At 43.3% G+C, this 25,599-nt stretch carries 31 protein-coding genes and 1 other RNA gene; 9 read left to right on the forward strand and 23 right to left on the reverse strand.

Translation table 11 applies throughout. The annotated features are described in order from the left end of the window. The first annotated feature begins 13 nt into the window (after window positions 1-13). An RNA gene (gene ffs, locus ADU22_RS23985) (signal recognition particle sRNA large type) lies at window positions 14-278 on the forward strand. Window positions 279-335: 57 nt separating this feature from the next. Here ffs and ADU22_RS17145 read toward each other — a convergent pair. Next, window positions 336-518, reverse strand: a complete 183-nt coding sequence (locus tag ADU22_RS17145) for a DUF3896 family protein (protein ID WP_053363252.1) — start codon at window positions 516-518, stop codon at window positions 336-338. Between the two features lie 761 nt (window positions 519-1,279). After that, window positions 1,280-2,149: a proline iminopeptidase-family hydrolase gene (locus ADU22_RS17150; protein WP_053363253.1), complete on the reverse strand. Its 870-nt coding sequence runs from the start codon at window positions 2,147-2,149 to the stop codon at window positions 1,280-1,282. A gap of 149 nt (window positions 2,150-2,298) precedes the next feature. Here ADU22_RS17150 and ADU22_RS17155 point away from each other — a divergent pair, with 149 nt between their 5' ends. After that, complete coding sequence (locus ADU22_RS17155) at window positions 2,299-2,784, forward strand: CBO0543 family protein (protein ID WP_053363254.1); 486 nt, start codon at window positions 2,299-2,301, stop codon at window positions 2,782-2,784. Window positions 2,785-2,890: 106 nt separating this feature from the next. Here ADU22_RS17155 and ADU22_RS25435 read toward each other — a convergent pair whose 3' ends face one another. Continuing rightward, window positions 2,891-3,022 carry a hypothetical protein gene (locus ADU22_RS25435; protein WP_286132295.1) on the reverse strand — a complete coding sequence of 44 codons (132 nt, stop codon included), beginning with the start codon at window positions 3,020-3,022 and terminating at the stop codon, window positions 2,891-2,893. 237 nt (window positions 3,023-3,259) lie between these two features. Here ADU22_RS25435 and ADU22_RS17160 point away from each other — a divergent pair, with 237 nt between their 5' ends. Beyond that, window positions 3,260-4,189 (forward strand): DMT family transporter, encoded by a 930-nt coding sequence (locus tag ADU22_RS17160; RefSeq protein ID WP_053363255.1) that lies wholly within the window; start codon window positions 3,260-3,262, stop codon window positions 4,187-4,189. 49 nt (window positions 4,190-4,238) lie between these two features. Here the strand turns inward: ADU22_RS17160 and ADU22_RS17165 are convergent, their stop codons facing one another. The 5 genes from ADU22_RS17165 to ystJ all read right to left on the reverse strand — a co-directional run bounded on the left by ADU22_RS17165 (window position 4,239) and on the right by ystJ (window position 8,628). Beyond that, window positions 4,239-4,733, reverse strand: coding sequence for a GNAT family N-acetyltransferase (locus ADU22_RS17165; RefSeq protein WP_053364624.1), 495 nt, complete (start codon window positions 4,731-4,733; stop codon window positions 4,239-4,241). 29 nt (window positions 4,734-4,762) lie between these two features. Then, entirely contained in the window at window positions 4,763-5,185 is a 423-nt protein-coding gene (locus ADU22_RS17170) for a hypothetical protein (RefSeq protein WP_053364625.1), read from the reverse strand. A 122-nt stretch (window positions 5,186-5,307) separates the two neighbouring features. Then, window positions 5,308-6,732, reverse strand: coding sequence for a dipeptidase (locus tag ADU22_RS17175; RefSeq protein WP_053363256.1), 1,425 nt, complete (start codon window positions 6,730-6,732; stop codon window positions 5,308-5,310). A 300-nt stretch (window positions 6,733-7,032) separates the two neighbouring features. Further along, window positions 7,033-7,332 carry a hypothetical protein gene (locus ADU22_RS17180; protein ID WP_053363257.1) on the reverse strand — a complete coding sequence of 100 codons (300 nt, stop codon included), beginning with the start codon at window positions 7,330-7,332 and terminating at the stop codon, window positions 7,033-7,035. A gap of 87 nt (window positions 7,333-7,419) precedes the next feature. Continuing rightward, window positions 7,420-8,628, reverse strand: coding sequence for an NADP-dependent malic enzyme (gene ystJ / locus ADU22_RS17185; protein ID WP_053363258.1), 1,209 nt, complete (start codon window positions 8,626-8,628; stop codon window positions 7,420-7,422). A gap of 206 nt (window positions 8,629-8,834) precedes the next feature. Here ystJ and ADU22_RS17190 point away from each other — a divergent pair, with 206 nt between their 5' ends. Further along, entirely contained in the window at window positions 8,835-9,728 is an 894-nt protein-coding gene (locus tag ADU22_RS17190; RefSeq protein ID WP_053363259.1) for a LysR family transcriptional regulator, read from the forward strand. A gap of 60 nt (window positions 9,729-9,788) precedes the next feature. On the opposite strand, the gene ADU22_RS17195 is transcribed toward ADU22_RS17190, so the two are convergent. From ADU22_RS17195 to ADU22_RS17210, 4 genes are all read right to left on the reverse strand, one after another. Beyond that, window positions 9,789-10,718: an aldo/keto reductase gene (locus tag ADU22_RS17195; RefSeq protein ID WP_053363260.1), complete on the reverse strand. Its 930-nt coding sequence runs from the start codon at window positions 10,716-10,718 to the stop codon at window positions 9,789-9,791. Between the two features lie 93 nt (window positions 10,719-10,811). Then, window positions 10,812-11,300, reverse strand: a complete 489-nt coding sequence (locus tag ADU22_RS17200) for an STAS domain-containing protein (protein WP_053363261.1) — start codon at window positions 11,298-11,300, stop codon at window positions 10,812-10,814. 132 nt (window positions 11,301-11,432) lie between these two features. Next, the gene (locus tag ADU22_RS17205; protein WP_053363262.1) at window positions 11,433-12,392 is read right to left on the reverse strand and encodes a cation diffusion facilitator family transporter; all 960 of its coding nucleotides are present in this window, start codon (window positions 12,390-12,392) and stop codon (window positions 11,433-11,435) included. A gap of 176 nt (window positions 12,393-12,568) precedes the next feature. Then, window positions 12,569-13,384, reverse strand: a complete 816-nt coding sequence (locus ADU22_RS17210) for an alpha/beta fold hydrolase (RefSeq protein ID WP_053363263.1) — start codon at window positions 13,382-13,384, stop codon at window positions 12,569-12,571. 163 nt (window positions 13,385-13,547) lie between these two features. On the opposite strand from ADU22_RS17210, the gene ADU22_RS17215 reads away from it, so the two are divergent. Then, on the forward strand, window positions 13,548-14,141 hold the full coding sequence (locus tag ADU22_RS17215; RefSeq protein WP_053363264.1) for an HAD hydrolase-like protein: 594 nt from the start codon (window positions 13,548-13,550) through the stop codon (window positions 14,139-14,141). Window positions 14,142-14,189: 48 nt separating this feature from the next. Here the strand turns inward: ADU22_RS17215 and ADU22_RS17220 are convergent, their stop codons facing one another. The 4 genes from ADU22_RS17220 to ADU22_RS17235 all read right to left on the reverse strand — a co-directional run bounded on the left by ADU22_RS17220 (window position 14,190) and on the right by ADU22_RS17235 (window position 17,569). Beyond that, entirely contained in the window at window positions 14,190-15,293 is a 1,104-nt protein-coding gene (locus tag ADU22_RS17220) for a D-TA family PLP-dependent enzyme (protein ID WP_053363265.1), read from the reverse strand. 79 nt (window positions 15,294-15,372) lie between these two features. Then, window positions 15,373-16,479, reverse strand: a complete 1,107-nt coding sequence (locus ADU22_RS17225; protein ID WP_053363266.1) for a threonine synthase — start codon at window positions 16,477-16,479, stop codon at window positions 15,373-15,375. Between the two features lie 17 nt (window positions 16,480-16,496). Beyond that, window positions 16,497-16,874, reverse strand: a complete 378-nt coding sequence (locus ADU22_RS17230) for a RidA family protein (RefSeq protein WP_053363267.1) — start codon at window positions 16,872-16,874, stop codon at window positions 16,497-16,499. A gap of 50 nt (window positions 16,875-16,924) precedes the next feature. Continuing rightward, a complete protein-coding gene (locus ADU22_RS17235; RefSeq protein ID WP_053363268.1) occupies window positions 16,925-17,569 on the reverse strand; it encodes a helix-turn-helix transcriptional regulator in 645 nt (214 codons plus the stop codon). Window positions 17,570-17,989: 420 nt separating this feature from the next. Between ADU22_RS17235 and ADU22_RS17240 the strand changes: the two genes are divergently transcribed. Beyond that, entirely contained in the window at window positions 17,990-19,210 is a 1,221-nt protein-coding gene (locus ADU22_RS17240) for a dicarboxylate/amino acid:cation symporter (RefSeq protein ID WP_053363269.1), read from the forward strand. Between the two features lie 54 nt (window positions 19,211-19,264). Here the strand turns inward: ADU22_RS17240 and ADU22_RS17245 are convergent, their stop codons facing one another. The 4 genes from ADU22_RS17245 to ADU22_RS17255 all read right to left on the reverse strand — a co-directional run bounded on the left by ADU22_RS17245 (window position 19,265) and on the right by ADU22_RS17255 (window position 20,845). Further along, on the reverse strand, window positions 19,265-19,747 hold the full coding sequence (locus ADU22_RS17245; protein ID WP_053363270.1) for a pyridoxamine 5'-phosphate oxidase family protein: 483 nt from the start codon (window positions 19,745-19,747) through the stop codon (window positions 19,265-19,267). Window positions 19,748-19,844: 97 nt separating this feature from the next. Further along, window positions 19,845-19,967: a hypothetical protein gene (locus ADU22_RS25440; protein ID WP_277620302.1), complete on the reverse strand. Its 123-nt coding sequence runs from the start codon at window positions 19,965-19,967 to the stop codon at window positions 19,845-19,847. Window positions 19,968-19,983: 16 nt separating this feature from the next. After that, window positions 19,984-20,199: a hypothetical protein gene (locus ADU22_RS17250; protein ID WP_053363271.1), complete on the reverse strand. Its 216-nt coding sequence runs from the start codon at window positions 20,197-20,199 to the stop codon at window positions 19,984-19,986. A gap of 58 nt (window positions 20,200-20,257) precedes the next feature. Beyond that, complete coding sequence (locus ADU22_RS17255) at window positions 20,258-20,845, reverse strand: CBO0543 family protein (RefSeq protein WP_053363272.1); 588 nt, start codon at window positions 20,843-20,845, stop codon at window positions 20,258-20,260. Between the two features lie 192 nt (window positions 20,846-21,037). On the opposite strand from ADU22_RS17255, the gene ADU22_RS17260 reads away from it, so the two are divergent. Both ADU22_RS17260 and ADU22_RS17265 read left to right on the forward strand, forming a co-directional pair. After that, window positions 21,038-22,498, forward strand: coding sequence for an alpha-amylase (locus ADU22_RS17260; protein ID WP_053363273.1), 1,461 nt, complete (start codon window positions 21,038-21,040; stop codon window positions 22,496-22,498). 161 nt (window positions 22,499-22,659) lie between these two features. Beyond that, entirely contained in the window at window positions 22,660-23,031 is a 372-nt protein-coding gene (locus tag ADU22_RS17265) for a hypothetical protein (RefSeq protein WP_053363274.1), read from the forward strand. Between the two features lie 60 nt (window positions 23,032-23,091). Here the strand turns inward: ADU22_RS17265 and ADU22_RS17270 are convergent, their stop codons facing one another. The 3 genes from ADU22_RS17270 to ADU22_RS17280 all read right to left on the reverse strand — a co-directional run bounded on the left by ADU22_RS17270 (window position 23,092) and on the right by ADU22_RS17280 (window position 25,013). After that, window positions 23,092-23,676 carry a cupin domain-containing protein gene (locus tag ADU22_RS17270; protein ID WP_082252897.1) on the reverse strand — a complete coding sequence of 195 codons (585 nt, stop codon included), beginning with the start codon at window positions 23,674-23,676 and terminating at the stop codon, window positions 23,092-23,094. A gap of 130 nt (window positions 23,677-23,806) precedes the next feature. Continuing rightward, on the reverse strand, window positions 23,807-24,595 hold the full coding sequence (locus ADU22_RS17275; protein ID WP_053363275.1) for a nucleotidyltransferase domain-containing protein: 789 nt from the start codon (window positions 24,593-24,595) through the stop codon (window positions 23,807-23,809). A 94-nt stretch (window positions 24,596-24,689) separates the two neighbouring features. After that, entirely contained in the window at window positions 24,690-25,013 is a 324-nt protein-coding gene (locus ADU22_RS17280) for a hypothetical protein (RefSeq protein ID WP_053363276.1), read from the reverse strand. 308 nt (window positions 25,014-25,321) lie between these two features. On the opposite strand from ADU22_RS17280, the gene ADU22_RS17285 reads away from it, so the two are divergent. Further along, a complete protein-coding gene (locus ADU22_RS17285; protein WP_502688767.1) occupies window positions 25,322-25,558 on the forward strand; it encodes a hypothetical protein in 237 nt (78 codons plus the stop codon). The last annotated feature ends 41 nt before the right edge of the window (window positions 25,559-25,599 follow it).

Consider the following 25,599-nt stretch of genomic DNA (forward strand, 5'->3'; position numbering starts at 1 on the left):
TAGCCTATACATACCGTGCTAGATGGGGAGTTGGCGGTGTCCTGTAACCCGCAATCCGCCATAGCGGGGTTGAAATCCTGTCCGAGGGCGAAGGATTCCTGGTCTGCCTTGTAAAAGTCCGCGTTGACAATTGGGTCCTGCGCAATAGACAGCTGTGAACGGGTCAGAGCCGGAAGGCAGCAGCCATAAGCAGTTTTCTCTATGTGCCGCAGGGTTGCCTAATCGAGCAGAATTTTACAAGTAACGCTTGGATGTTTCGTCCGGAGGCAGGTGCACGGTTTACATAAATATTGAAAAGAACACGCTCAGCGCTGTGCGTGTTCTTTGTTTACTGGTTAAGGCAACCTTGTTCCTCTTTCAAAATGATTCATATCTGCCAATTCGATGATATACTCATAATTCATAAGAGATAATTGGAGGTTTGCTTTTTCCTCCGAAGATAAATCGGGATTTTCCATTTTATTAAGCAAATCCTGTTTAATTGCTTCTAGTTTTTCTTTAATTTCTTGATGGTTCATTTTCAACACCCCTTCTTACAGTTAAGTTTTCTGGATGCCAACTTCTCCTCGTTAAAATTGGAAGCGTTTTCTCATCTTTATTATATCCTCCMCGACCCGGACTTTCGGTTAAAATTGTTGAGGTTTTGTGAAAGATAAAGCTCTTTTTGAGATCTGAATTCATTGCTGCGGACGGACAATAGGATTGGGTTTCTGGACAATAGAACTGCATTTTCGGACAATAAAACTGCGTATCTGGACAATACAAGCAACTTTTCCGCTAATAAAACCTGGGTTTCGGACAATAGATATTGCTCGGGACAATAGAATGGCGTTTCCCGACAATAGAACTGCATTTTCGGACAATAAAACCTAGGTTCTGGACAATATTTCTTGTTGAGGACAATAAGATTAGGTTTCTCGACAATAGAACAGCATTTCCGGACAATAGAACCAGGATTCTGGACAATACAAGCCTCTTTTCGGCTAATAAAACCTAAGTTCCGGACAATAGAAAGTGCTCCGGACAATAGAATCGGTTTTCCGGATAATAGGACCTGATTTCCGGACAATACAAGCTTGATTTCCGCTAATAAAACCTGTGTTCCGGACAATAGCTATTGCTTCGGACAATAGAATGGTGTTTCCCGACAATAGAACTGCATTTCCCGACAATAGATCCGGGTTTCCCGACAATAGAACCCAGTTCAAAGACAATACAAAAACCTTTTCCGCAAATAAAATAAGGTCTCCTGACATTAGTCGCCAGAAAACCTGATAGGTTAATTTTCTACTTCATTTAAAAATCGGCCAATGACCCGCATATATTCGTCCGGCTCCTCGACGTATGGCATATGGGCACTTTTTTCAAACACATGGTATGCCGAGCTTTGGGTGAGACTGCTGTAATACTGTGTTGATTCGGGGGTTGCTTCGTCAAAACGTCCGCAGGTATAGAGAGCCGGGCAGGAGATTTCTTTTAACCTTGAAGTGCAGTCAAATGTTCTCAAGGTTCCTTTAACAGTAAACTCCGAAGGTCCCCACATTATTTGGTACACCTCAGGGTTCCGGTACTTTGCCCCTTCTTTCAGCCACTCTGGATAAGGGTCCAATCTGCAGACATATGTTTTATTGAACTCAAGAATTGCGTTCTTAAATTCTTCCGAGTCGGTCGTGCCTTCTCTTTCGCACCGATGGATCACTTCCTGGACGTCAGCCGGCAGCTTTCCGATGTTCCTCTTTTGGTCTTGCTCCCATAAAGGTGCGCTGAGACAGGAACTGGAGAAAATGACGCTCCTGACGCCGCTTGGTTTCGTCAGCAAATAGGCTGCCGCCAGTGTAGTGCCCCATGAATGGCCAAGGATATGCACATTATCGAGCCTTAGGGCCTGCCTGACCTTGGCCAGTTCTTCCACAAACCGTTCTATTTTCCACAAAGAGTTGTCATCTGACCGATCAGATCTGCCACAGCCCAGCTGATCGTAAAAGACGACAGGGCGGTCCTTGCTCAGTGCTTTAAGCCCCTGCATGGAATAGCAGGAGGAGCCAGGCCCGCCGTGCAGGATGAGCAGTGGTGTTGCAGGGCATTCTTTATTATGAATTTCGTACCAGACCTTCCCTCCGGAGACTTCTATGTATCCTTCTTCGTACATGATGGTATTCCCCCAATCCGCTTCTGTGCAATATCAATTATTTGAACTAATTATAGCGGACTTTTCGGTTTTTGAAACAGAAAGTGGTTAATATAAAAAAACGGCGAATGGTTAAACTAAAGAGGTTTCCATACTAGGAGGGACAGTTTATGAAGAAGAAAACGGAGGTATCAATTTTAAAAGCCTTATTCGTAATCGGGATTGTTTCTTTCATCAACCTGATGAGGAAGCCGCCTATCAAGGATTGGGTCATCATTTTTTTGTTAAAAAGCTATATTGCATCCATTTTTGACGCGATATTTGTAAAAAAAGGCTATTTAAAGTACCCGGTCAACTTATTTAAAATATTTGATATCAGCGTTTTATTCAGCTATTTAATTTTTCCTGTAACCTGCATTTATTTTAACCAGGTAACTAAAAACTCCAGCCTGGGCGGGATTTTATTTAAATGCCTGCTGTTTTCCCTCCCCTCCACAATAGCTGAACATTTTATCGAGCGAAAAACCAATTTGATTAAATATAAAAGGTCCTGGAACTCTTTTTATAGTTTTTCTACCATCGCGGCTACTTTTTTGATCGTTCGCTTTCTTATGATGGTAATCCGCAAAGAATCGATAAGACAGCATCAAGGATAACGTCTATTTCTAAAATTCCTTCCTAGTCTTCCCTTGCCAAACACAAAAGCCTCCTGAATAAGGAGGCCTTTGTGTCATATATTAAGCCAGATTCGCTTTGTTCCTCTTAAAACCACAATCGTTTATTATAATCATATTCGGAGATATCGTAGGTTTGTTCTCCTTCTTTATTTGGTGCACAATCTTCACAAGGTTCTTCGGTTTGGTTATGTTCGCATTGCTCTATTAAAAGTTCCATACCCATTATCCCCTTTCCTTGTCCTTAATTCTATTATAATGGAAGCGATTACATTTGTCCGGTGTTTTTTACTGGAAATAACATAATTAAGATATATTCTATATAAAGCTTTCTAATTACCTTTTTTGCACTCCATTACAAAATAAGTAATAGCGTTCCCTCCAAAAAAACATTTCGAATTCCGAAAAAGATGGTACAATACGGGTAGAAAATTTTACTGGAATGAAGGGATTGCATATGAACAGAAAACGTTGGCTCACCTATGGAATGCTGACACTAGCTACCTCTACATGGGGGAGTGCGTTTATTGCCGGAAAAGTAGCTGTTGAAAGCTTTGAGCCGGCCACCGTGGCCTTTTTGCGCTTTCTGGGCGCGGCCATTTTACTGTTTCCATTAATGCTAGTGATGGAAAAAGACCGGCAAAAGCCTGATTGGAGAGATTATGGATTATTTGCTGTCCTGGGGCTGACAGGTATTGCTCTTTATAACATTTGCTTCTTTTTGGCCACCAAGCATGCCCCTGTCATTAAAAGCTCGCTGTTTATTGCGGCAAACCCGGTTCTGATTGTGCTTCTTTCAGGGCTGTTTCTAAAAGAAAAAATTTCCGGAAACAACATTGCCGGAATGATGATTGCACTGACCGGAGTCGCTTTCATCATTACCAATGGCCATTTGCTGGACCTTTTCAAAATTGGATTCGAACCGATTGATTTTGTCCTAATGGGGGCCCTCGTCAGTTGGGCGCTTTACAGCGTTGTCGGCAAAATAGTGCTGAATAAATTCTCTTCCGTAGAGTCGACCACTTATGCCGTTATGTTTGGAACCATTTTTCTGCTGCCATTTGCAGTGGCAGAAACCTCCTGGCAGGACATCCAGCATGCCAGCCTTTCCGCCTGGCTGTCCATTGCCCACATGAGTATCTTTGTTACCGTAGTCTCTTTTATTATGTATTATAACGGGATCAAGGAAGTGGGGGCCGCAAAGGCTTCAATCTTCATCAATGTGATGCCGGTTTCCGCCGTAATCATGGCGACCCTCTTCCTTGGGGAAACCTTCACATGGGCCCACGCCATTGGAGCCGCTTTCGTCTTGTCAGGCGTCTATGTCGGAACAAACCCGAGATTATTTAAATCGAAGATGCCAAGGATAAAGAAAGAAAGTGCATAATAAGAGAGCTTGGGGGTTCCCAGGCTCTCTTATTATTTTTCGTCTTCAATCATAAAAATAAAACCATTAATTCGTCATCATAGCAGGTATCTTCAATTTTAAGAGCATTTTTATCGACTCCATATGTGGTAAACCCGAAAGACTGATAAAGTTTTTTTGCTGGTTCATTGCTTGCGGTAACTGTTAAGTAAAGCTGTTCAGTTCCATTTTCTTTAGCCTGTGAAAGTGCTTTTGCTATTAAAGCCCTTCCTGCCCCGGTTCTCCGGAAGTTTGGGGTCACATACATGGCAAAAATATGGGCCCTGTGCTTTATTTTTATCTTTGTGTCCGGTACAAGGGTCACAACGCCTATTAGGCGATCATCAGCAAAAGCCCCAAAAGTAAAAGAATGCACGTCATCCAGCCTGCTGGCCGTGCGTTCCAAAGGATAGTCTTTTTCTTCCTCGTAGGAGGAACTAAATGCCTCAGGAGTGTCCCTTAATGCTTCCAATCTTAATTTTATATACGCAGATGCGTCCATTGACCCCAGTTTTCTGATCTTCATCAGGTTCTTCATCCCCCAAATACTTTTTCTTACAATGGCATCAGCAGGCCATTATCCTGTTTGCGGACTTCATCATAGGAGTTTGCCAGATGGTCAGGAACCAGTGTTCTTCCATATTCCCAGGCGTTTTTTTCAATCTGGATTTTAAGCTCCGCTTTTTCTTCTTCCCCGCCATACATTAATGTGCGCAGGTCATAATTGCTTTTCCTGAAATCGATATAATAGCCTAACGTGCGATAAAGGATGACTTTCACAAGGTTTTCATCCGTCTCTTTCATTTTAATGGTGCGTATATATCCATTCACTTTCAGATAATTAAATTTGATCGTATTGTTAGACAGGTTATAACTCATTGGGGCGGGCAGCTCGTTGTCAAACTGGATGTTGATCTTTAAGGAGTGCGCAGCCAATGTCTGCTGGATGATTTTTTCAATATCCCATATATAAAGCATTGTATGTGTCTCTGTCCTTTCCATGATGGCTTTCTGTTATTTTTTCATTCTACCATCTGGTCCGGGATTCAGGAAATGGAAAAGCACCCGCATTAGCTATTCTAGCGGGTGCTTTTGCTCCATTATTGATTAATATAAAAGATTCTTGTTTCCTTTTCGATTTTGCCAGCTGTATTGGCTGCTTCAAATGTAACAACATGGAACTTCTCTTTTAACGCCTGTGTCAGCTGAATGGATACGGTGTCTGTTGCAGAATCGTAATTTGGCTTGTAAGCAATTCCATCCACCATCACCCGCAGGCTGCTTTCATCGAGAGGGGCGCCATTTGTGCGTTCCACTTTAGCAGTTAAAAGCGGTGTATTGCCAGGAACGGTTTCACCCATTTTCAGTGACGGCTGGATGGCAAGACCCTGTCCCACATTAGCAGCATCATGTTCTGCCGCCCTTTCGACTTCCTTTAACAGACGCAGGGTGTTCTTCCCGAGCAATTTTTCAATATCGCCTTGGGAATAACCCCGTTTCACCAATTCTTCGGTTACCTTATACAGCTCGGAAGAATCTTTTAGGTCTGTTGGAAGAGGGCCACCATCAAAGTCGGATCCCAGTGCCACGTGGTCAATTCCAGCCACTTTAACGGCATGCTCGATATGGTCGACATAGTCCTTGATATACACATTCTCTGCAGGATAGCCGTACTTCAGGAAGTCTGGATAAAATACGATTCCGACGACCCCGCCATTTTCCGCGAGAGCTTTTAACTGTTCATCGGTCAAGTTGCGGGCATGCTCCCTAAGGGAAGACGTCCCAGAATGAGTGGCCATGATCGGTGCTTTGGAAACTTCGATCACGTCCCAGAATGATTGTTCAGACAAATGGGAGACATCGATCAGCATGCCGAGTTTGTTCATTTCCTGCGCCACTTCCTTGCCCAGCTCGGTCAGGCCTGCTGGCGATGGCGTCCGGGCTGAATCGCCGTACACCCTGTTTGCGCCTTCACCCAGCGCATTTGAGTAGTTCCAGGTAAATCCGAGTGCGCGGATGCCAAGATCATAATATTGGTGAAGCAGTTCAATGGCATTATGCTCCTCAAGGGAATAGGCCCCTTCAACTGTTGGCACCGCAGCTATTTTCCCTTCCCTTCTCGCCTTTTCAATTTCCTTAAGGGAGGTGGTGATTTCGAGTACATCCGAGTTCCGCTCCTCCGTCCAATAAAGAGCATTAATCAACGCCAATGTCCGGCTGATGCTTCGCGGGTTGTTTCCATAGTACCCTGATGTATAAGCCGCGAAGAAAGGAACGTTCAAGCCACCAGCTTGAAGCTTGGGAATGTCAATGTGGAATTCAGTATTTTCCCTGATGTCGGTTTCGGGAAGCCAAGTTACAGGATTAACAGCTTTCATCATCGTGTCATTATGGCTATCCACCACCGTCGTATTAAAATGGATGTCGCGGGCAGACAGCTGTTTTGCGGTCACAGCCTGGCCTGCGGGCAGGACAGCGGACAATAATAATGCGGATGTTAAAGCGGCTGAGAACAACTTCTTCATTTCATAACCTCCTAGGGTATTATAGAAACACAAATGCCTCCTTGGGGTAATCCTTTTTAAGTATGCAAGACTCTTACTAGTAAAGATCTTTACTAGTTTTCATTCTAATTTCAGAATATTCTGGTGTCAATAATTATGGAAATTACAGGAAATTGGTCCCTGTGCTATTAGGTGTTTCCGGCTGGAAAGGCTGCTTAAGGCTCAAGTCATTGTGCCTAAATAGCAACCATATTGATTGCCAGTCGTCGATATAATGAAAAAAAACAGCCTCTCATCGATGAAAGGCTGTCTGGTAAAGGTCTATACTACTTTTTTAATTGCTACATGCTTGAAGATTTCAGGAAAGTCTTTAAAAAGAATCTCTTCCATCCGCCTTCCTTCAGGAGCTGCGACGGGATAAGACTTGATTTTTTGCAATGTGGAGTGCGCGTTCCCCTTAAAAAGGGTTAACGTCTTTTCCAGCAGAATGTCTTTTTCAATCAACACATTATTATCCATTTCGAATTCCCTGGATTCTGTTTCCTGATAAATGGCATAGTAATCTTCGAGAAGTTCGCAGCGAAGCATTTCTTTTATGTGGATCACTTCATATTTTTTCACTTTTATCATTCTCCTTCGCTATATACTATTCAAAATGAGGCCCAGGACAAATTGAAGATGGAGGAAATGCCTTGATGGATGATATATTTATGGCTGGACGTCTACCAGCTGATTCAAGGGTTTGCGTGCCACTCCTGTCGCATGTGCTGCCCGGGCTACAGCGTCCCTCACGGCAGGCACGACCCGGCTGTCCAGAGGACCGGGAATCACATAATCCGGCGATAGTTCGCTGCTGTCGATAAGATCCGCAATGGCGTTTACCGCGGCCACTTTCATTTCTTCATTGATATCAGAAGCCGCAACATCCAGTGCCCCTCTGAAAATGCCCGGGAAGGCAAGTACATTGTTCACCTGGTTTGGCAGGTCCGAACGTCCGGTTCCAATGACGGCTGCTCCGGCCGCTTTCGCTTCCTCCGGCATGATTTCCGGGACCGGATTCGCCATGGCAAAAATGATTGAGGCGGAGTTCATGCTGGCCACCATTTCCCTCGACAGAGCTCCGGCAGAGGAAACTCCGATGAAGACGTCCGCTCCCTTGATCACATCGTCAAGCTTGCCTTGCTGCATTGAACGGTTGGTGATCTGGGATACTCCTTCTTTTACCGGGTTCATCCCTTCCTGGCGCCCTTCATAAATGGCCCCTTTCGTGTCGCACATAATGATATCTTTTACACCCATATTGAGGAGCAATTTAATGATGGCTATTCCTGCAGCCCCTGCCCCATTGATGACGACTTTGATTTCACCAAGCGTTTTGTCTACCAGTTTCAACGCGTTCAGCAATCCTGCTGCGGTAACAATGGCCGTACCATGCTGGTCATCGTGGAAAACAGGAATATTCATTTCTTTTTTTAGAGTTTCTTCTATATAAAAACAATTTGGAGCTGCAATATCTTCCAGGTTGATTCCTCCAAAAGTCGGCTGCAGCAGCTTGACCGTTTTGATGATTTCTTCAGGGTCTTTTGTATCAAGGCAAATTGGCACCGCATCGACACCAGCGAACGCTTTGAACAATGCCGCCTTTCCTTCCATGACCGGCATGGCTGCCTCGGGACCGATATCCCCAAGACCCAAAACCGAAGTTCCGTCTGACACAATGGCAATCAGATTGCCTTTAATCGTATAGTCGTAGACTTTTTCAGGATGAGCATGGATTTGCCCACATGGTTCCGCGACTCCCGGCGAGTAAGCCAGACTTAGGTCCTTCATCGTGTTCAGCGGCATTTTCACCTCAACAGATAATTTTCCTTTGTACTGCTCGTGCAGCAAAAGAGATTCTTTTTGCAAATCACTCATCCTTCGCAACTCCTTTTCCCGATTTTGCACCGAATTTTATCCCGGTGTCTCCCCTTTTAATTGAATTCATTATATAACGCGGATGAATTATAAATAAAATACATATTTTCTATAATCTTTATTCCCTTTGGTTATGATTAGGCAGGAGTTTGCCTGCAGATGAACGAATATGCTTAAAAAGATGGATTGGAAGAGGGGAAATCATAGTGGATATTCGCCATTTGGAGTACTTTGCCGAAGTTGCGGAAACATTGAGCTTTACGAAAGCTTCACAAAATTTGCATGTAACACAGCCATCAATCAGCAAGGCCATTAAAAATCTTGAAGGGGAATTGGGGGTTCCGCTTTTTTACCGTTCCTCCAAGCAGCTTGAATTGACGGATGCCGGAAAGGCTGTGCTGATAAACGCGAAAAAAGTGCTGCAAGCCTTCAAGAACCTGACATTGGAACTAACCGATATCATGGAGCTGAAAAGCGGGGAAATCAGGATCGGGATTCCGCCGATTGTAGGCGCTGCCTTCTTTTCCAGGCTGATTAGCCATTTTAAAGAGGAATTTCCATTTATCAAAATTACTCTGACTGAAGTTGGCACCAAAAAAATTAAACAAGGTGTGGACGATGGCACTCTGGATATTGGCCTGATCTGTACATTGCCAGCCCGGACCGGCAACTTTGAATTGATTCCCGCCCTGAAAGATCCTGTCATGCTTATCGTTCATAAAGACCATGAGCTCGCAAGCAGAAAAGAAGTCCATTTCTCGGATCTGGAGAATGAACCTTTCGTCCTTTATCGCAAGGATTTCACGCTTTACGACCTGATTATCGAGGAATGTTCAAAGAACAGCTTCCAGCCGAACATCGTGTGCGAAAGCTCCCAAAAGGATTTTCTTCTGGGAATGGTGGAAGGCAAATTGGGCGTCGCACTGCTTCCAAGCAAAATATGCCATGATATCAATAACAAAAACCTGGCTATTATCCCCTTCTATGGTTCGAACATCAATTTGGACCTGGGCATGATATGGAAAAAAGACAAATACTTATCGTTTGCGGTTCGGGAGTTCATTTCGTTTTCGGGGGAATTTTTGGCGGATGTGAAATAGCGCCTCACTGAGTGGATTTGTTCCTAAAAAAGAGTCCCTCATTTGGGACTCTTTGTCACGTTAAGACTTGAAAATCTCGTCAATAGCAGTGATTTCTTCTGCAGTTAGCTGAATATCGAGCGTTTTCAAATTATGCAGCACCTGCCCGGCATTCTTCGCGCCCGGAATGATGACATCGATTTCTTCCCGGGTCAGGTACCAGGCAAGTACGATATGGGAGACTTCCGCTCCTTTGCTGTTGGCAATCTGCCGTACCTGCTCGATTCTTTCCAAATTCTGTTCGTACACTCCTGGCTGGAATTGCGGCCTCTTCTTGTTCTTCTCGCTTACTTCAGTATTCTTATTATACTTGCCAGTCAATAATCCCGATGCCAGCGGGTAAAAAGGCACGAAGGAGATTTGGTGTTCTCTCATGTATGGGAAGAATTCTGTTTCCGCACTGCGGTCAAGCAGATTGTAGGCGCCCTGGTAGACATCCACATAGCCATCTTTGTTTGCTTCCTGCAATTGTTCAAGCGTAAAATTGGACACGCCGATCGCACGGATCTTTCCCTGGTCCTTCAATTCCTTTAAGGCGCCAACTGCTTCATCCTTTGGTGTATCTTCATCCGGGAAGTGGATGTAAAACAAGTCGATATAATCGGTTTGAAGGCGCTGCAAACTTTCCTCCACCGCCTGTTTTAAAAAGGCGGGAGAATTATCATTCACAAGCTCAGTGCCGGCAAACTTATGCGAACCCTTTGTGGCAATGACAATATCCGAACGTCTGCCGGTCTCCTTGACGACTTCCCCCACAATTTCCTCTGACCGTTTTGGCCCGTAAATAAAAGCTGTATCCAAAAAATCAATGCCATTTTCAAGTCCGGAGCGGACAAGTTCCCTTCCGGCATTTTCATCAAGGTTCGGAAACAGGTTATGTCCGCCGACAGCATTGGTGCCAAGGCCGATCGGATTGACAACAAGATCGGTTCTTCCCAGTCGTGTTTTCATTTTGCCACTCATCCCCTTTTCTAAATGATACCTTCATCATAACAAAACAGAAGGCAGGATAAAAAATGAAAGCTCCCGCAATGGGGAGCAGATTTATTCCACTTGCGCGATTTCCAAACCTTTCTTCTTGAGCAGATACTGCAGGGCTGCCCTGAAATTGGCGAATGCCTTTAATTCCTTGATGATGCCGAGGCCTGATTGCACTAATTCCCTTGAGAATTCCGGAGAGAAGCCCACAGCAATGACCTCTACACCCATCAGGTTTAACGAAGAATTGAGCTTCTCAATATACGTGCCCAGGAAGGCCAAATCGCCAACTTCTTTCACGGAAATAGCGGTAAAATCAATTATGGCAGTGTCTATATCATCCTTACTGGCATGATCCAATATTCTTGGAATAACCATTTGAAACCGTTCCGGAGTCAGTTCCCCTGCAAAAGGAATCAAAATTGTGCTTGGTACAATCGACGGGATGATTGGTATGGCAGCTTTATTTAGGGAATCTTCCAATGATGCCACTCTCTCGTTCAGTTTATGAATGGTTTCCTTCATGATTTCAAGTTCATATGTTTGATTTTCCATAGGTCCCTCGACTTTATGACATAGTTATTAACTATCATTATATAACCTTTTCAATTAGATACAAATTATAAGGGTGAAACTCTTTTAACCCCGTTGACCAACAACGGGGTTTTGTTTAGGAATAATGGGTTTTCAATGTTTGGATTCCCAGGCGTTCACTTTATCGTCTTCGTCAAACTCCACAACTACATCGGCAACTCCTCTTTCTTTCCTGATCTTTTCTTCCAGACGGTCCCTGATATCGTCTGCTTCCGCAATCGTGATTGCAGGGTCGACTTCCACTTTCACTTCGACATGGATTTCGTCGCCTTCCTTAAGAACCGAAATTCGGGGCAAATCTTTTATATCAGGGTCTTGAATAACCATGCGTGCAATCTTTTCCTGCATAAATTCATCGGCTTCCCCAAGCACACCGGCTGCATTGTCAAGAAAAGTCTTGCCGACAACAAAGAACATGAGAATTCCAATGATGATCGAAGCGATGCCTTCTGCATGATGGTACGGGGTGTAATGAGAAATCAGTACTGCGAGTAAGGCGAGGATTCCTCCTCCAGTTGCAACGGAATCTTCCAGGAAAACCAGTTTGGTGGCTGGTTTTGCCTTGTTCACATTCATAATGCTTTTGGGAAGGATATCCAATCCTTTCGCTTCGATGCCCACCTCATGCAGCGTTTCTTTCATGGCTTTGAATAAAACGAATGATTCAAGGATGATGGAAACACCAAGAACAGCTACAATGATAAGAAAACCGGATGATTCAACGGGATGCCTAAGATGCCGGTATCCCTCCAGAATGGTTTCATAGGCCATAATGCCAACGATAAGAACCGCTCCCAGTAAAACAAGGTTGACTAACCGGCCAAAACCGTTTGGGAATCTTCTGGTGGGCGCTTTTTTGCTAAGAGCGGAGCCCACAAAGACGAAAAATTGATTGGCGGTATCGCCCAGACTGTGCATCGTTTCAGCAAACATCGCTACATTGCCCGTAAACACATAAGCTATCCCTTTTATGATGGAAATAATGGCATTGACAGTGGCAGCAGCAAGGGCAGACTTGTTTCCTCTTCGCAATAGAAGTAGTATCTCTTTCATCTTTTCATCTTCTTTCTGTCAGTGTTGTATGGGACTTGGGTTTTAAGCTCTTTCAAAATCACTCCTGTTCTGGGTATTTTATTTTGTGTATAATCCATATCTTTACATACCTCATCTTTCCATAAAAGAAACTTGGGAGGGAAAAACCAGCAAGTATTACAAGCCTTTGAGCAACATTAGCCAAGTCCTTCCGCCTCTACTGTTTCTTCCACCCGATACCGTTCATCAATTGGCCGCAAAAAGCGGTCTACAGCACTATTGGATTCAAGATGCGACCGCGGCGGCAGCTGGTGGGTTCCATTTTCAATAAAGACGACTTCCGTTTGGGGTGCTTTCTTCTGAAAAGGAATTCGGTAATGGTGCATTGGCTTCTCCTTGGTTCCATAAATAAGGAGAATCGGCATTTTTAACCTGTAAAGGAATGGAGTAGATTTATATTGAAGTCCGGCTTTGCAAAATTCATAGGAGCGCCGGGCATCTGATAGGCGTGCGTATTTGAAAATCTCCTGTTCATCTTCCTTGCTGCTTTTATTCAGCTTTGCCTGAAGCTTGGCAACAATGGACATTTGCCGAAGTTTTGCCAAAAACATGATGGTTTTGATGAAAAGCTTTGGGATAAGATTGTTGATTTCCGAAAAACCTCCTGACATGATGATGGCAATGGTTCGACTCGGGTACTTTAAGGCAAATTCCTGGGCGACAAGGCCGCCGTGGGAATAACCGCATAGCACCGCTTTTTCCACGCCGATATGATCCAGCAGTTTTCCTAAGTCATTTGCCAAGCCTTCAATGGTAATTGGCTCGCCGCCTTTCGAGCTCCGTCCGTGTCCTGCCAGATCATAGAAAATGGTTTTATAACGCTCCGACAGGATTTCCTGGTGCCTGAAAACATTGTGGCCCATTACAAAGGGATGAATAAAGACAATCGGCATTCCGTCGCCTTTCACCTGATAATAAAGCGATAATGACTCGTTGATATCTGCGTATGGCAAAAGTTCTCACCCMTTCGTCGCGGTTAGATTGTTCCTTACTATACCCGCAGCTTGCACTATTCCAAACGGACGGCGAACCCTTCCAGTTAAAATTGCATTATTCTTTCATAAATAGTAAGCTAATATTTTTAGAAGAAGCATTTCATACAGAAAGAGGATGAACATGAACATTTTATGGGATTTTGATGGTACCCTGTTTGATACATATCCGTCGCTGGTAGAAGGCTTTGTTGACCTTAGCGGCAAGGAGCTTGATCGCACTGATGTGCTGAAATGGCTAAAAATCGATTCCAAGACGGCTTTCAGGCATTATGGCATTGATGAGAGCCAGAGGGAAGAATACATGAGGCTGCATAACCTGCATGCCAAGGAGACATCCATCCCATTTGCACACCTTGAAGAGGTATTGGCGCAGGCAGATATGAATATTATTGTGACTCATCGGGACAAGGCATCAACCATCCATCTTTTGGAGAAATTCAACTTAAGAAAGTATTTTAAGGATATTGTAGCGGTCGAGGAGCAGGGTTTCGTTCGAAAGCCGGATTCTTCCGCATACGAGTTCGTGCTGGAAACCTATCACATCGACCTGGTTGTAGGCGACCGCGATCTGGACCTGATTCCGGCCAGGAAGCTGAAGATCAGGACGGTGGCTTTCCAGAATCGGGATATTGAGGCTGATTTCCACGTGGATGATTATAAGGATTTTATTCCTGGCGTTCTAATGCCAATAAAAGAAAACGAACAAAAAATCTAAAAAAAAAGCCCCAAGTAAACTGCTATCACTTGGGGCCTTATCTCTTTTTTACTGTAGTTTCCCTCTGCATAAGATGGGAATTTCATCGACAACTTCGTCTCCGGAAAAAAGGTATGCTTGATCATATAGATTACAGACTGGGCATATATGATTGGGGATCACTTCCACCTTTTCGCCGATTGCAACTTGATTTCTAAACTCCTGATTGTAAATAATGGCATGCTCATCGTAAACTTGGTCAATATGAACACCATAGTTTTTTATATATCCGATACCGGTAGTGGCACAAATTCCCTCGCTTCGCGTCTGCATGGTCAGGCCTTTTGCACCCACGTCAGTGATGACCCGTTCATTTGTTGGTTTGCTGATCACCGTTGTCAGAACACTGGCAGCACATTTGGAGTATGTGCCAATTGCATTTCCCTGCGAAACATCCATGAGTATATATGTACCGATGCGGAGCTCGGTAACTCCTTCCATCACTCCAAAATCATGCATGAGCGGCGGAGTAGAACCAATGCTTACTGTTTCCAGTCTGCAGCCTTGTTTCTCTGCCAGGTTCGCAAAATGAAGAGTGCGTTTTTGGGCTTCATTGTACAGTCGGCGGCATTCCTCCAGGTCTTTTGCTTTGTATGTATGTCCATCATGAGAAAAAATTCCTTTTAGGTGGACATGAGAGCAATTTTTTATATACTCTACCAAACTGGTATAATCGCCTTCTTCAATAACCCCTGAGCGATTTTCACCCACCTCAATTTCGATAAGCACTTGGGCAGGCTTTTCACTGTCCCGGAAAACTTCCTGGATCATTTTACATTGTTCGATACTGTCAACCCCAAAGGAAATATCAATGGTTTCAGCAAGCTTTTTAATGCGACCAAGTTTGGCTTCTCCCACTATTTCATTTGCAATGAAAATATCATTCAATCCGTTTTCGGCCATAACTTCTGCTTCGCCAACCTTTGCAACCGTAATTCCTGTTGCGCCTGCCTGAACTTGCAGATGTGCGAGAGCTGGCATTTTGTGGGTTTTCGTATGCGGACGCAAATGGACGCCATATTTATTGGCATAAGCTTGCATCCTATTGATGTTATCCATCATGATTTCCCTATTGATCAACAAGCTCGGTGTATCGATTTCATTCAATTTCATCCTAATCACTCCTTAAATTCGAATGGTCTTTAAATTGTCCTGCCTGCATTTCATTTACAGGGTGGGCTCATGAGTAATCCTAATGACTTTTAATGCCTGCTCCACATAAAGGCAAGACTAGTTGTTGATCTTTTAGTTCGGGATATTTCTTTGCATACTTTAAATACCCGGCGTAATTGGCTGCAGAAGTGATTTCAACATACATCCCATTTAATGCAAGTTCTTTCCTTGCCTCGACAATGCTTTCCTCTGATACACCGATTATGTCGCCGCCAGTTGCCCTCACCGCATGCAGAATTTCTTCCCCTCTAGCCGGCGCCCCAATGGCAATCCCCTCAGCTATGGTCCTTGAATGCTCAACAGGGTCCACGGTCTTCTTGCCCTCAGAGAAGGCTTGGACGACAGGTGCACATGCTTCCGCCTGTACGGCAAGTATCCTGGGCATTTTTTCGATGTACCCATTTGCCGCAAGCTCCTGGAAAGCAATATAAGCTCCCATTAACAAGGTTCCATTCCCTACCGGAATAATGAACGCATCTGGCATTTTGTTATTCATTTGCTCAAATACCTCGTACACATAGGTTTTGGTACCTTCCCAGAAGATCGGGTTGTAAATATGGCTTGCATAGAATGATTGTGTGTCTTCCACCATGGAAATCGCGGCTCTTGCAGTATCTTCCCTTGTTCCTGGAACCTTATGTATGACCGCGCCGTGTGCTTTGATCTGTGCAATCTTTTTACTGGATGTTGATTCAGGAACAAAAATATCAGATTGGATTCCTGCCCTTGCCCCGTAGGCCGCAATGGCTGTTCCCGCATTGCCGCTGCTATCGGCCACCACGCGTTTGATGCCCAGCTTCTTCGCCATGGCGATGAGCATTACAGCACCCCGGTCTTTGAAGGACAGTGTAGGCATATAGTACTCAGCTTTCGCGTACACATTTCTGGTTATGTTTATGAGGGGGGTACCTCCTTCCCCTAACGTAATGTCCTGCCATACATCTTCCTTCTCAAATGGAAGCGCATCAATATACTTCCAAAGAGAGTGATTTCGGGATAAGGGAGTTTTCGAAAAATCAACTGCCTTCTTCTCAAATTCAAGGTTCAGCAGTCCTCCACAATCGCATTTCCATTTATTGCTTTCCAGCGGATAGGCTGCATGACAGTCATAGCAAAGATAATTCATGGTTAACCTCCTTCTTGTTAATCGAGGTATGCAATTGCTTCAAGTTCAATTGAATATCCATAGTGCAGTTGATTGGCAGGCACAATGGCCCGTGCAGGCTTATGGTCACCAAAATACTGTTTGTATATGGAATTTACGGTATCCCATAATGAAATATCCGAAATATAAACGGTAACCTTCATGATGTCCTCTTTTTTCGCATCTGCAGCTTCCAATACATGATCCAGGTTGGATAATACCTGTTTGGTTTCTGCAGCAATATCACCACTGATTCCTTCGCCTGTAAAAGGATCAACCGGCAGCTGGCCTGATATGAAGAGAAGGTTCCCCTTTTGGGTTGCAGCTGAATAATGCCCAGGGTTGGGCTTTGCACCGTTAATTGAGATGAATTTCAAGATAAGTACCTCCTTGAGTTTGATATAGCTTTTATATAAGGCGAAAGCCCTTATATTTTTTCTTTAATTTCCTCAATATAGCTGTACACCGTTACTTTTGAAACATTCAGCATTTCAGCGACTCTGTCGATTGTTCCGCGTATTAGGAAAAGGCCTTTTTGCTCCATAAATCGGACCATCTCAACCTTTTCGTCTCGCCTTAGCTCATCTGCTGGTTTATTGCCAATAATTTTATCGATCAAGTCATTGGCTATTTCCTGGATATGCTCCGTTTTACTCGTATTTTCCTGTTGGTCATGGTGAATTGGAGTGTGATCCGGATTCTGGGGAATCAAGCTGCTTAGCCAGTTGATATTTTCGGTGATTCTAGTCGTATCAACGTTAATGCAGAGTGCACCTATGATCTTTTTATCTTGATTTCTAATTAGTAAAGTAGAAGATTTTATTAATCTCCCATCATTGGTGTGGAAATAATAATTTGCTGAATAATCATTGGTAAAGTTTTGGGACAGCAGAACTTCTGTAATCAGATGATTAAAGCTTTGTCCTACTTTCCTTCCTGTTACGTGATTGTTGACAGTGTAAACAACCGAGCTTTGTGGAACGGTTAAGTCATGCAGGACCACTTCGCAATCGTGGCCAAACGTTTTAGCGATCATCTCTGCTGCCGCAATATATTGTTCAAGAGAATTCATAACTAAATTCCTTTCCGTTAGTCTTTCAGATAAAATATACATAATATTTTATCCATTTTCAATAATATTTTATACAATTCCGATAATTTATTCTATTTTTTAATAAGTTTTTGCTTTATTTTAACTTTTTCATTAAAGGATATTGACTATTTTTGTTAATTTTTATATAAAAAGATTAAGTCCCTTATAAAATTTTTTCTATTTTAAAAAAGAATGAAAGCGTTAACAAATTTGGAAAGGGGGTATGGCTTGTTGCGTTCAGTTTTTTAAGGGCCATTATTTTAAGTTTTATTTTCGGAATATTTAAAAGGTTTTAATTATTATCATCATTCCCGTCTCTGAAACCGCAGGCAGTTTTCATCTAGTTATTAAGGATAGTACAACCGAATAGCTGTTTAATTATTTTTTCAGGAGGTTCTTATGAAAAAAATAGGGTTGTTGACACAAATATTAATTGCCTTTGTGCTTGCTATCATTGTTGGGGCCATTGTCGGCCCAAGCATCGAAGTGGTTAAACCACTTGGTGATTTGTTCTTGAGAATGATCAAGTTTATAATCGTTCCCCTGGTTCTCGCTTCCCTCGTAGTGGGTGTTGCAGGCACTGGGGATATAAAGAAAATTGGACGCATGGGTGGAATCACATTTTTTTATTACATTTTAACAACGGCTTTTGCTGTAACAATCGGACTTATTCTTGCCAATCTCTTCTCTCCAGGCAAAGGTCTCGACATTAAGGCCTCCTTAGACAAGGCGGATCCCTCCGAGGCTCCGGGAATCGTCGATACCCTGCTTAATATCATTCCTACAAATCCAATTGCCTCTCTGGTAGAGGGAAATATGCTGCAGATCATTTTCTTTGCCATCTTCCTAGGTCTTGCTATTACAATGTTGGGAGACAAGGCAAAGACGGTCTATAATTTCTTTAATGAATTGGCCGAAATCATGTATAAAATTACTGGAATTGTGATGAAGCTGGCTCCAATTGGGGTCTTCGGGTTAATCGCACCAACTGTAGGAGAATATGGGGTTTCTGTCCTGCTTCCACTATTAAAGGTAATATTAATCGTTTATCTAGGCTGCATCCTTCACGCTGTATTAACCTATTCTACATCAGTTAAAATTTTTGCCAATATGAATCCAATTAAGTTTTTTAAAGGCATTGCTCCTGCCAGCCTGGTGGCATTCAGCACGACAAGCAGCTCTGGTACTTTGCCGATTACCATTAAAAGTACGGAAGAAAATCTTGGAGTATCGAGAAAGGTCAGCAGTTTCGTCCTTCCATTGGGAGCCACCATCAATATGGATGGTACAGCTTTGTATCAGGGTGTATGTGTTTTATTCATTGCACAATTCTTTGGATACGACCTTTCTTTTGCACAGCAGCTAACGATTATATTAACCGCCACTTTGGCTTCAATCGGTACAGCAGGGGTACCTGGAGCGGGTTTAATTATGCTTACGATGGTCGTTACGTCTGTTGGACTTCCAGTTGAAGGGATTGCTCTCATTGCTGGTATCGACCGGATTTTGGATATGATTCGGACATCGGTGAATGTTACAGGTGATGCTTCCGCTGCCGTTGTAGTGAATGCAATAGAGGAAAAGCGGGATATAAAACTTTCTAATGAATTGAGCGTATAAGTGTATTTAATGAATAAAAAAATCAGGGGACGCTTGTCCCCTGATTTTTTATCTTTATTCCAGTTCGATCGTTTCATTAATATTAGCAGAATCGGCATCCTGGCCTGTCATCCTTTTAAGCATAAATACGGCCTGTTTTGTGATGCGTCCTGTCTCCCAGTATTCGGCTGCTTCGGCATGCACCTTCACCAAAATCACATTTGGGTCATCGTAGGTAGTTTGCATGATTTTTTCATAAGCTTTACTCCACAGTTCCTTCTTTTTTTCGAGATCTTCGACTATTTCCGCCTTGCCGCGGACTGAAACATAGGAATCCCCAACATAGGCTACATTGACATCCGCATCCATGAGGAACTCCTGGTATTTATCGGTATCCTTCTTGGTGAAAAACCAGAGGTCCCCGTCAAATTCGACATCCTGGGTTTTCATGGGGCGGGATACCAAGCCCTCGGGTGCCTTGGTTGTCAGCATCGCCGTATCGATATCCTTGATCAGCTCTCTTAGCTTCTCTACTTCTTCCTGATGGTATTTCGACATGAAAATCACCTCGCTGTTTTACTTGAATTCTACCCTTGGAGCCGCAATTTAATCACGATATTTAAAAAGACCGCCAGAGGAGCGGTCAATAAGAGATTTACTTTAATTGGCTTTTCTGTGCCCGCAAGGCGATTTTTTCAAGCCCGTTCTGGGCAAATTCCTGATCTGTTTTAGGCATCGCTTTTTTGTCCTTTAGTTCGGTATGTTTATGTTTAGCCATTTTTAACACCCCCAAGTTAATAATCGTTTTGACCATCTTCCTTTAATGACGCTCTTGCCTGGAGATCTTGCTCTTCAATCTTTTGAAATCCTTTATCCAGTCTTCCTGCATTTTCAATGTCGCCAGAAGCCCCATATCCGGCAATCTCTGCATTCGATGTGGTACCATAGAGACCCATTCCGCCCAATTCCGAATTGATGTTTTCCTCGTTATGGTCTTTTTTACGCTCCATGATTCTTCACCTCGTTTAATAATATAACCAAATCACACAAAAATATCGAAAAGAGGTCCTACCCCCGGTGGAGGCTGAACTTATTACTCTTACTCAAATAGAGGAAAATGTTCATAATGATTTTTGCGATTAGGGCAGTAAAAGCATAGCCTAAAAAAAGAAGAAAGAAGTTCTCTTTTCCCCCAAAGTGGAACAGGCCAAGTCCTACCATCAGCGGTTTAAATACGTACCCTAGGAAGAGGCACAGTCCAAGCATCCAGAGATAATAATTTTTCCCGTGATTAAGCAGGTATTGATAAAAAAGCATGAAGATGACAGGAATCAAGGAAGCATCCAAAGTGATGCTTGCTGGCAGAATGGGTAAAAGTTTATAAGGATAGGTCCAGTAGCCGTTATTGACGCCAAATATATCTGTATAGCCGAAAAAAACATGAACACTGTAACCATAAAAACCAAGAAGGAATATTTTTCTTCGGTCTATAAATAAGACCACAAGGATTAAAGGGATGACAAATAGAAGGAGCACCAACCAAAATTGCCATGTGAGGTAGTGGGAATAATGGTACCAGTACTCCAGCCACCTCTCATTCTGGGCAATTTCCGCTTTCCTGATTTGTTCAATGAGTTCCAGCTGTTCAGGTTTCACCTGAGTCCCTCCATCCTTTTAAAGCCTGAATTCTCTCTTTATTAGTAAGTTCATTTTCTCTTTCCTTATTCATTAATGTGAGTATTTCTGCATTTTTAAAATATCCGGCAGGGTTTGCTCTCTCGATAACTGGGTAAGTAACTCTATAATCTAGGAAATGATGGAAACCATGTGTTTAGGGGGAAAAAGATTATGGAACGCAACCATACGATTATGCAATTTTTCGAGTGGCATCTGGAAGCAGACGGCAATCATTGGAAACGTCTGAAGGAAAAGGCACCAGAGTTGATTGAAAAGGGTATCTCCTCTGTCTGGATCCCGCCGGTGACCAAGGCGACGACTGACGAAGATAATGGGTACGCCCCTTATGATTTATATGACTTAGGAGAATTTGATCAAAAAGACTCAATCAGGACCAAATACGGAACAAAAGATGAACTGATTGAGGCGATTGATGCCTGCCATAATTTCGGCATCAAGGTCTATGTGGATGTTGTGATGAACCATAAAGCCGGTGCGGATGAAACGGAAGTGTTTTCAGTAATAGAAGTGGATCCAAATAATCGGAAAGAAGAGATATCGGAACCATTTGAAATCGAAGGCTGGACAAAGTTTACCTTTCCGGGCCGAGGTGATAAATATTCCTCTTTTAAATGGGATTTTGGGCATTTCAACGGAACAGATTATGACGAGAGAACAGGAAAATTCGGGGTCTTTAAGATTATCGGCGAAAATAAGGACTGGAACAATCATGTGGATGATGAGTTTGGGAATTATGATTACCTCATGTTTGCCAATATAGACTATGACCATCCTGGAGTCAGAGAAGAAATGATGGAATGGGGAAAATGGCTGGCCGACACGCTGGACTGTGATGGTTACCGGCTTGATGCCATTAAGCATATCAATCACCATTTTGTCAGGGAGTTTGCGGGTGAGATGCTGAAGCACCGCGGTGATGATTTTTATTTTGTGGGCGAATTTTGGAAGCCTGATTTGGAACCATGCCAAAACTTCCTTGATGAGGTGGATTATCAAATCGACTTGTTTGATGTGCCCCTGCATTATAAGCTGCATCAGGCCTCCCTTGAGGGCAGTGAATTTGATCTTACGACCCTGTTTGACGGTACTCTGGTCCACTCCCACCCGCTGCATGCAGTCACCTTTGTGGACAACCATGACTCACAGCCTCATGAATCGCTGGAATCATGGGTTCAGGATTGGTTCAAGCCTAGCGCTTATGCTTTGATCCTGTTAAGGAAGGATGGCTATCCGGTCCTCTTTTACGGCGATTATTATGGAATAAATGGGCCGGAACCAGAAGAAGGGAAACAGGAAACCCTTGATCCGCTGCTTGAGGCGCGATTTCATAAGGCCTATGGCGAGCAAACCGATTATTTCGACCACCCCAATGTCATCGGCTGGGTGCGGCATGGTGTGGAGGAGATTGGCCACTCCGGCTGTGCGGTCGTCATTTCCAATGGCGACGAAGGTGAAAAGAAAATGTTTGTAGGGGAAGCAAAGGCTGGTGAATCCTGGATCGACCTGACAGGGTCAAGAAAGGAACAAATCACCATCGATGAAGATGGCTATGCTGATTTCCCTGTAAATGGCAGCTCTGTATCTGTTTGGGCGTTTCCTACTAAAGAATAAAGAGAAAAGCTGGATTCCCTGGAATCCGGCTTTTTATTTTCCACTCCCTCCCAATTGGGAATCATAATTGCTCTATTAAAACATAAATAATAGAAGGGTATAAACCTGTTTTCATTTAGCAAGAATGAAAGCATGACAGTTGGGAGAAAGGAGCAGCCTTATTGATTTCCTACGGTAAATTTCTTGAATTGGTTGCAGTTGCTGAACAAATGGGATGTTGTGTTATATATGATCAGAAGAAAAAAATCAGCTTTAATATCAACATGAGCATAACCATCCCTTTATCTACCACATTGGAAAATGCCTACGCACTCGCCCATGAAATCGGCCATTTGATTGATTATGTAAATGGTGAGCTGGATTATGAAAAATGGCTGAATGACCGTTCCTATCGAATCCACGCCGAAATGAGTGCCTGGGTTCACGCTTATAAGCTTTTGGAAGGGCTGGACATTCCCCTGCTTAAATGGAAGCATCATGTTCATGTTAATCTTGGTACCTACCTGGAACATGATGAAGCAATTCCCCTTTAGTCCCCATTTATCATAGGAAGAGCAAAATGCGTCCATGCTGGATGGACGCATTTTTCATTTTTAACGTTGATGTCCTTCCGCAGCCATTGCATCTGCTTTCGTACGATGAATGGTCCCAAATGGATGCTGTGGCGGCGCGTATATGGAATACAGCTTAAGCGGTTCCCTGCCTGTATTGATCACGTTATGCCATGTTCCTGCCGGGACAACGATGGCAAAGTTATCAGCAACCCTTCGCTGAAAATTCAGCTGATTCCTTTGTTTTCCCATTCGAACGATTCCCTGCCCTTGTTCAATTCTAAGGAATTGATCAATATGCGGATGAATCTCGAGGCCAATGTCTTCCCCCGGGCCAATACTCATCAGTGTAATCTGAAAATGCCTTCCTGTCCATAAGGCCCTGCGGAAGCTGTTGTTTCGCGTCGTTGCCTCTTCAATGTTGACCACAAAAGGATCAGGCCCGAAATCGGTTCGCTGCCTCTTTGCACCCTGAGGCAAATACCCAGGGCCAACCCCACTCACATGATCAGTGGCAAGGCATTGGGTAAAGCTGTTCCCTCCATAGTGATGCTGAAAATAAGATTCAGTGGCATAATGTTGATTATTTGGCAAATATTCGTTGTTCCAGTAGGGCTGATAATACATTCCTGCCATCCCCTCCCCATTTATCTAGAAACAGCATATGCCTTCAAGGAGAGAATGTACATTGGCTATGACAAGATGGGCTTTTATCATTTTTTATATGTCATGATTGACTTGTCAAGGATTCTAGAGACTACTTATCCCATACTTCTACAAGCGCATCCCTGAAAAGCTTGTCCAATTGCGGTGTACAATCCGGAATTTTATGATCCAGCGTTTTTGTATATTCGCGTAGTGTGAAAATTTCATCAGAGAGAAATTCGTTCAGGATTTCTTTTTTTGGTTCCAGATCCAGTTCCTCGCCATCCAGTTTTCTTCGCAGGAGGTTCTCTATTTCAGCTTTCAGCTCCCCTTCAGGCACGAGCGTGTTCATTAAAACAGGGAATTGCAGCGGCGGAAACTGATGATACTCTTTTATCCACCTGGCAGCCAAAACGGGTCTAAGCGCATAAAAGTATTTTTTTATCCTGACTTCTTCGCCTTCAAGGTATTTCTTGTGATTATTGCTGGCCATATTGAGGTAATGATGGAGGCAGGAATGAGGAGCAAATATGCTTTTGCCGAGCTCTTTCATCTGATCAATGGTTGAAAAGGTCTGGTGGTACACTGCTCCTGAATGAAGCCATTCCATTAAAGGCGGATTGGACTTCCTCAGCAGCCGCAATGCTTTCGTTACGTCCCAGCCGGAAACATCAAGCAAATCATCAATTGGCACTTCAATCACATCCCGCTTTGAACCGATTCCCATCGGATCAATAGTGAGATAATGTTCTCTTTTATGTATATAAATAAATCGCACATCATAATCACTGTCTTTTGATGGAAACCCCCATGCCCTGCTCCCTGATTCACAGGCGTAAAGTATTTTCACTTCGAAGTCTGACTCAATTTTTTGCAATGCCTTTAAAATGGTTTCCTTCATAGGTCTTTCCCCCTTCCGCTTTTTTTATTGTACCAATCCGGCCGTTTAATAAAAACATTGTTGTTTTGAGCAAAAAAAAAGACCCCCCATGGGCTTATCTTCTATTATTTACATAATAAAACACCACTTTTTTTACCTCTTGGAGCATTTTTTTTGCAGATTCCATGTCCTTCATTTCAATCACGAATACACTAAGCTTGCTGGCATATTCCATTTTAGCGCTTTTATCCAACTCTCTTACACGCTTCTTGATCAAGGTAAGCAGCTTCTCTTTACTTTTTGTGGACCAAACCCCGCAGGTGGGAATGTAGATCTTTGCTTCAGGAGTCAAATCCACTTGGTACTGTCCCCAGGGAGTATGGAGGAAATTAAAATAACTTTTCGCCCTTGTTTGGGTTACATAGGAATCCCACTCCATTCGAAACATCTCCTTTCATGATTTCAACCCTATTATATCATTTGTTTAATAATTCTGATATGCATTTTTCTGGTAATTTAATCATCCCTTTTTTAGCTAAATTCCCTGGAACACCTCTATTTTGGCGGAGTTTGCACGATTGTAACAAATGTCATTTTTAAAAATCTTTTAAAACGGGTATATAGCAGAAAAAGAGATGGAGGGGTATTATGAAAAAGTCTACTATTGGTTTGATATCAGCATCCGTGCTAACGGGCGGCGCTCTGGCTTATGCTGTCGCAAGCAGGAAAAAACAACAAAAAGAGGAAATGGTGCATAAAGTAGTCACCATTCAGCATGAAGACAAGGAAGTTAAAGTGCTTGAGGATACAGATATGAGAAACAGCGAAAAAATCGACCAGGTGGAAAGTGTCGAGGCTGATCAGGATCCCGCAGAAAAAGGACTCACCCTGCTGGACTCGGCTTACCGTGCCGAATGGCAGGCCAACGGTTTTCCCCAAACCCATCAGGAAATGAAAGAGCTTGAGGAAGAAGAAGTAAAATAACGGACTAAGAAAGCTATCCTCCGGGTCACTGGGAGGATAGC

This window comes from Bacillus sp. FJAT-27251, assembly GCF_001273925.1.
Lineage (GTDB): Bacteria > Bacillota > Bacilli > Bacillales > Cytobacillaceae > Mesobacillus_B.

Bases quoted from the DNA above. Each gene is read 5' to 3' on its own strand.
- ADU22_RS17170 (WP_053364625.1), bottom strand. From the start codon at position 5,185: ATGCTTTATATATGGGATATTGAAAAAATCATCCAGCAGACATTGGCT.
- ADU22_RS17250 (WP_053363271.1), bottom strand. From the start codon at position 20,199: ATGGAGCGTAAAAAAGACCATAACGAGGAAAACATCAATTCGGAATTG.
- ADU22_RS17270 (WP_082252897.1), bottom strand. From the start codon at position 23,676: ATGTATTATCAGCCCTACTGGAACAACGAATATTTGCCAAATAATCAA.
- ADU22_RS17200 (WP_053363261.1), bottom strand. From the start codon at position 11,300: ATGGAAAATCAAACATATGAACTTGAAATCATGAAGGAAACCATTCAT.
- ADU22_RS17240 (WP_053363269.1), top strand. From the start codon at position 17,990: ATGAAAAAAATAGGGTTGTTGACACAAATATTAATTGCCTTTGTGCTT.
- ADU22_RS25435 (WP_286132295.1), bottom strand. From the start codon at position 3,022: ATGGAACTTTTAATAGAGCAATGCGAACATAACCAAACCGAAGAACCT.
- ADU22_RS17205 (WP_053363262.1), bottom strand. From the start codon at position 12,392: ATGAAAGAGATACTACTTCTATTGCGAAGAGGAAACAAGTCTGCCCTT.
- ADU22_RS17155 (WP_053363254.1), top strand. From the start codon at position 2,299: ATGAAGAAGAAAACGGAGGTATCAATTTTAAAAGCCTTATTCGTAATC.
- ADU22_RS17195 (WP_053363260.1), bottom strand. From the start codon at position 10,718: ATGAAAACACGACTGGGAAGAACCGATCTTGTTGTCAATCCGATCGGC.
- ADU22_RS17175 (WP_053363256.1), bottom strand. From the start codon at position 6,732: ATGAAGAAGTTGTTCTCAGCCGCTTTAACATCCGCATTATTATTGTCC.
- ADU22_RS17235 (WP_053363268.1), bottom strand. From the start codon at position 17,569: ATGAATTCTCTTGAACAATATATTGCGGCAGCAGAGATGATCGCTAAA.
- ystJ (WP_053363258.1), bottom strand. From the start codon at position 8,628: ATGAGTGATTTGCAAAAAGAATCTCTTTTGCTGCACGAGCAGTACAAA.
- ADU22_RS17285 (WP_502688767.1), top strand. From the start codon at position 25,322: ATGGTGCATAAAGTAGTCACCATTCAGCATGAAGACAAGGAAGTTAAA.
- ADU22_RS25440 (WP_277620302.1), bottom strand. From the start codon at position 19,967: ATGGCTAAACATAAACATACCGAACTAAAGGACAAAAAAGCGATGCCT.
- ADU22_RS17260 (WP_053363273.1), top strand. From the start codon at position 21,038: ATGGAACGCAACCATACGATTATGCAATTTTTCGAGTGGCATCTGGAA.
- ADU22_RS17245 (WP_053363270.1), bottom strand. From the start codon at position 19,747: ATGTCGAAATACCATCAGGAAGAAGTAGAGAAGCTAAGAGAGCTGATC.
- ADU22_RS17145 (WP_053363252.1), bottom strand. From the start codon at position 518: ATGAACCATCAAGAAATTAAAGAAAAACTAGAAGCAATTAAACAGGAT.
- ADU22_RS17215 (WP_053363264.1), top strand. From the start codon at position 13,548: ATGAACATTTTATGGGATTTTGATGGTACCCTGTTTGATACATATCCG.
- ADU22_RS17150 (WP_053363253.1), bottom strand. From the start codon at position 2,149: ATGTACGAAGAAGGATACATAGAAGTCTCCGGAGGGAAGGTCTGGTAC.
- ADU22_RS17160 (WP_053363255.1), top strand. From the start codon at position 3,260: ATGAACAGAAAACGTTGGCTCACCTATGGAATGCTGACACTAGCTACC.
- ADU22_RS17275 (WP_053363275.1), bottom strand. From the start codon at position 24,595: ATGAAGGAAACCATTTTAAAGGCATTGCAAAAAATTGAGTCAGACTTC.
- ADU22_RS17165 (WP_053364624.1), bottom strand. From the start codon at position 4,733: ATGAAGATCAGAAAACTGGGGTCAATGGACGCATCTGCGTATATAAAA.
- ADU22_RS17225 (WP_053363266.1), bottom strand. From the start codon at position 16,479: ATGAATTATCTTTGCTATGACTGTCATGCAGCCTATCCGCTGGAAAGC.
- ADU22_RS17220 (WP_053363265.1), bottom strand. From the start codon at position 15,293: ATGAAATTGAATGAAATCGATACACCGAGCTTGTTGATCAATAGGGAA.
- ADU22_RS17280 (WP_053363276.1), bottom strand. From the start codon at position 25,013: ATGGAGTGGGATTCCTATGTAACCCAAACAAGGGCGAAAAGTTATTTT.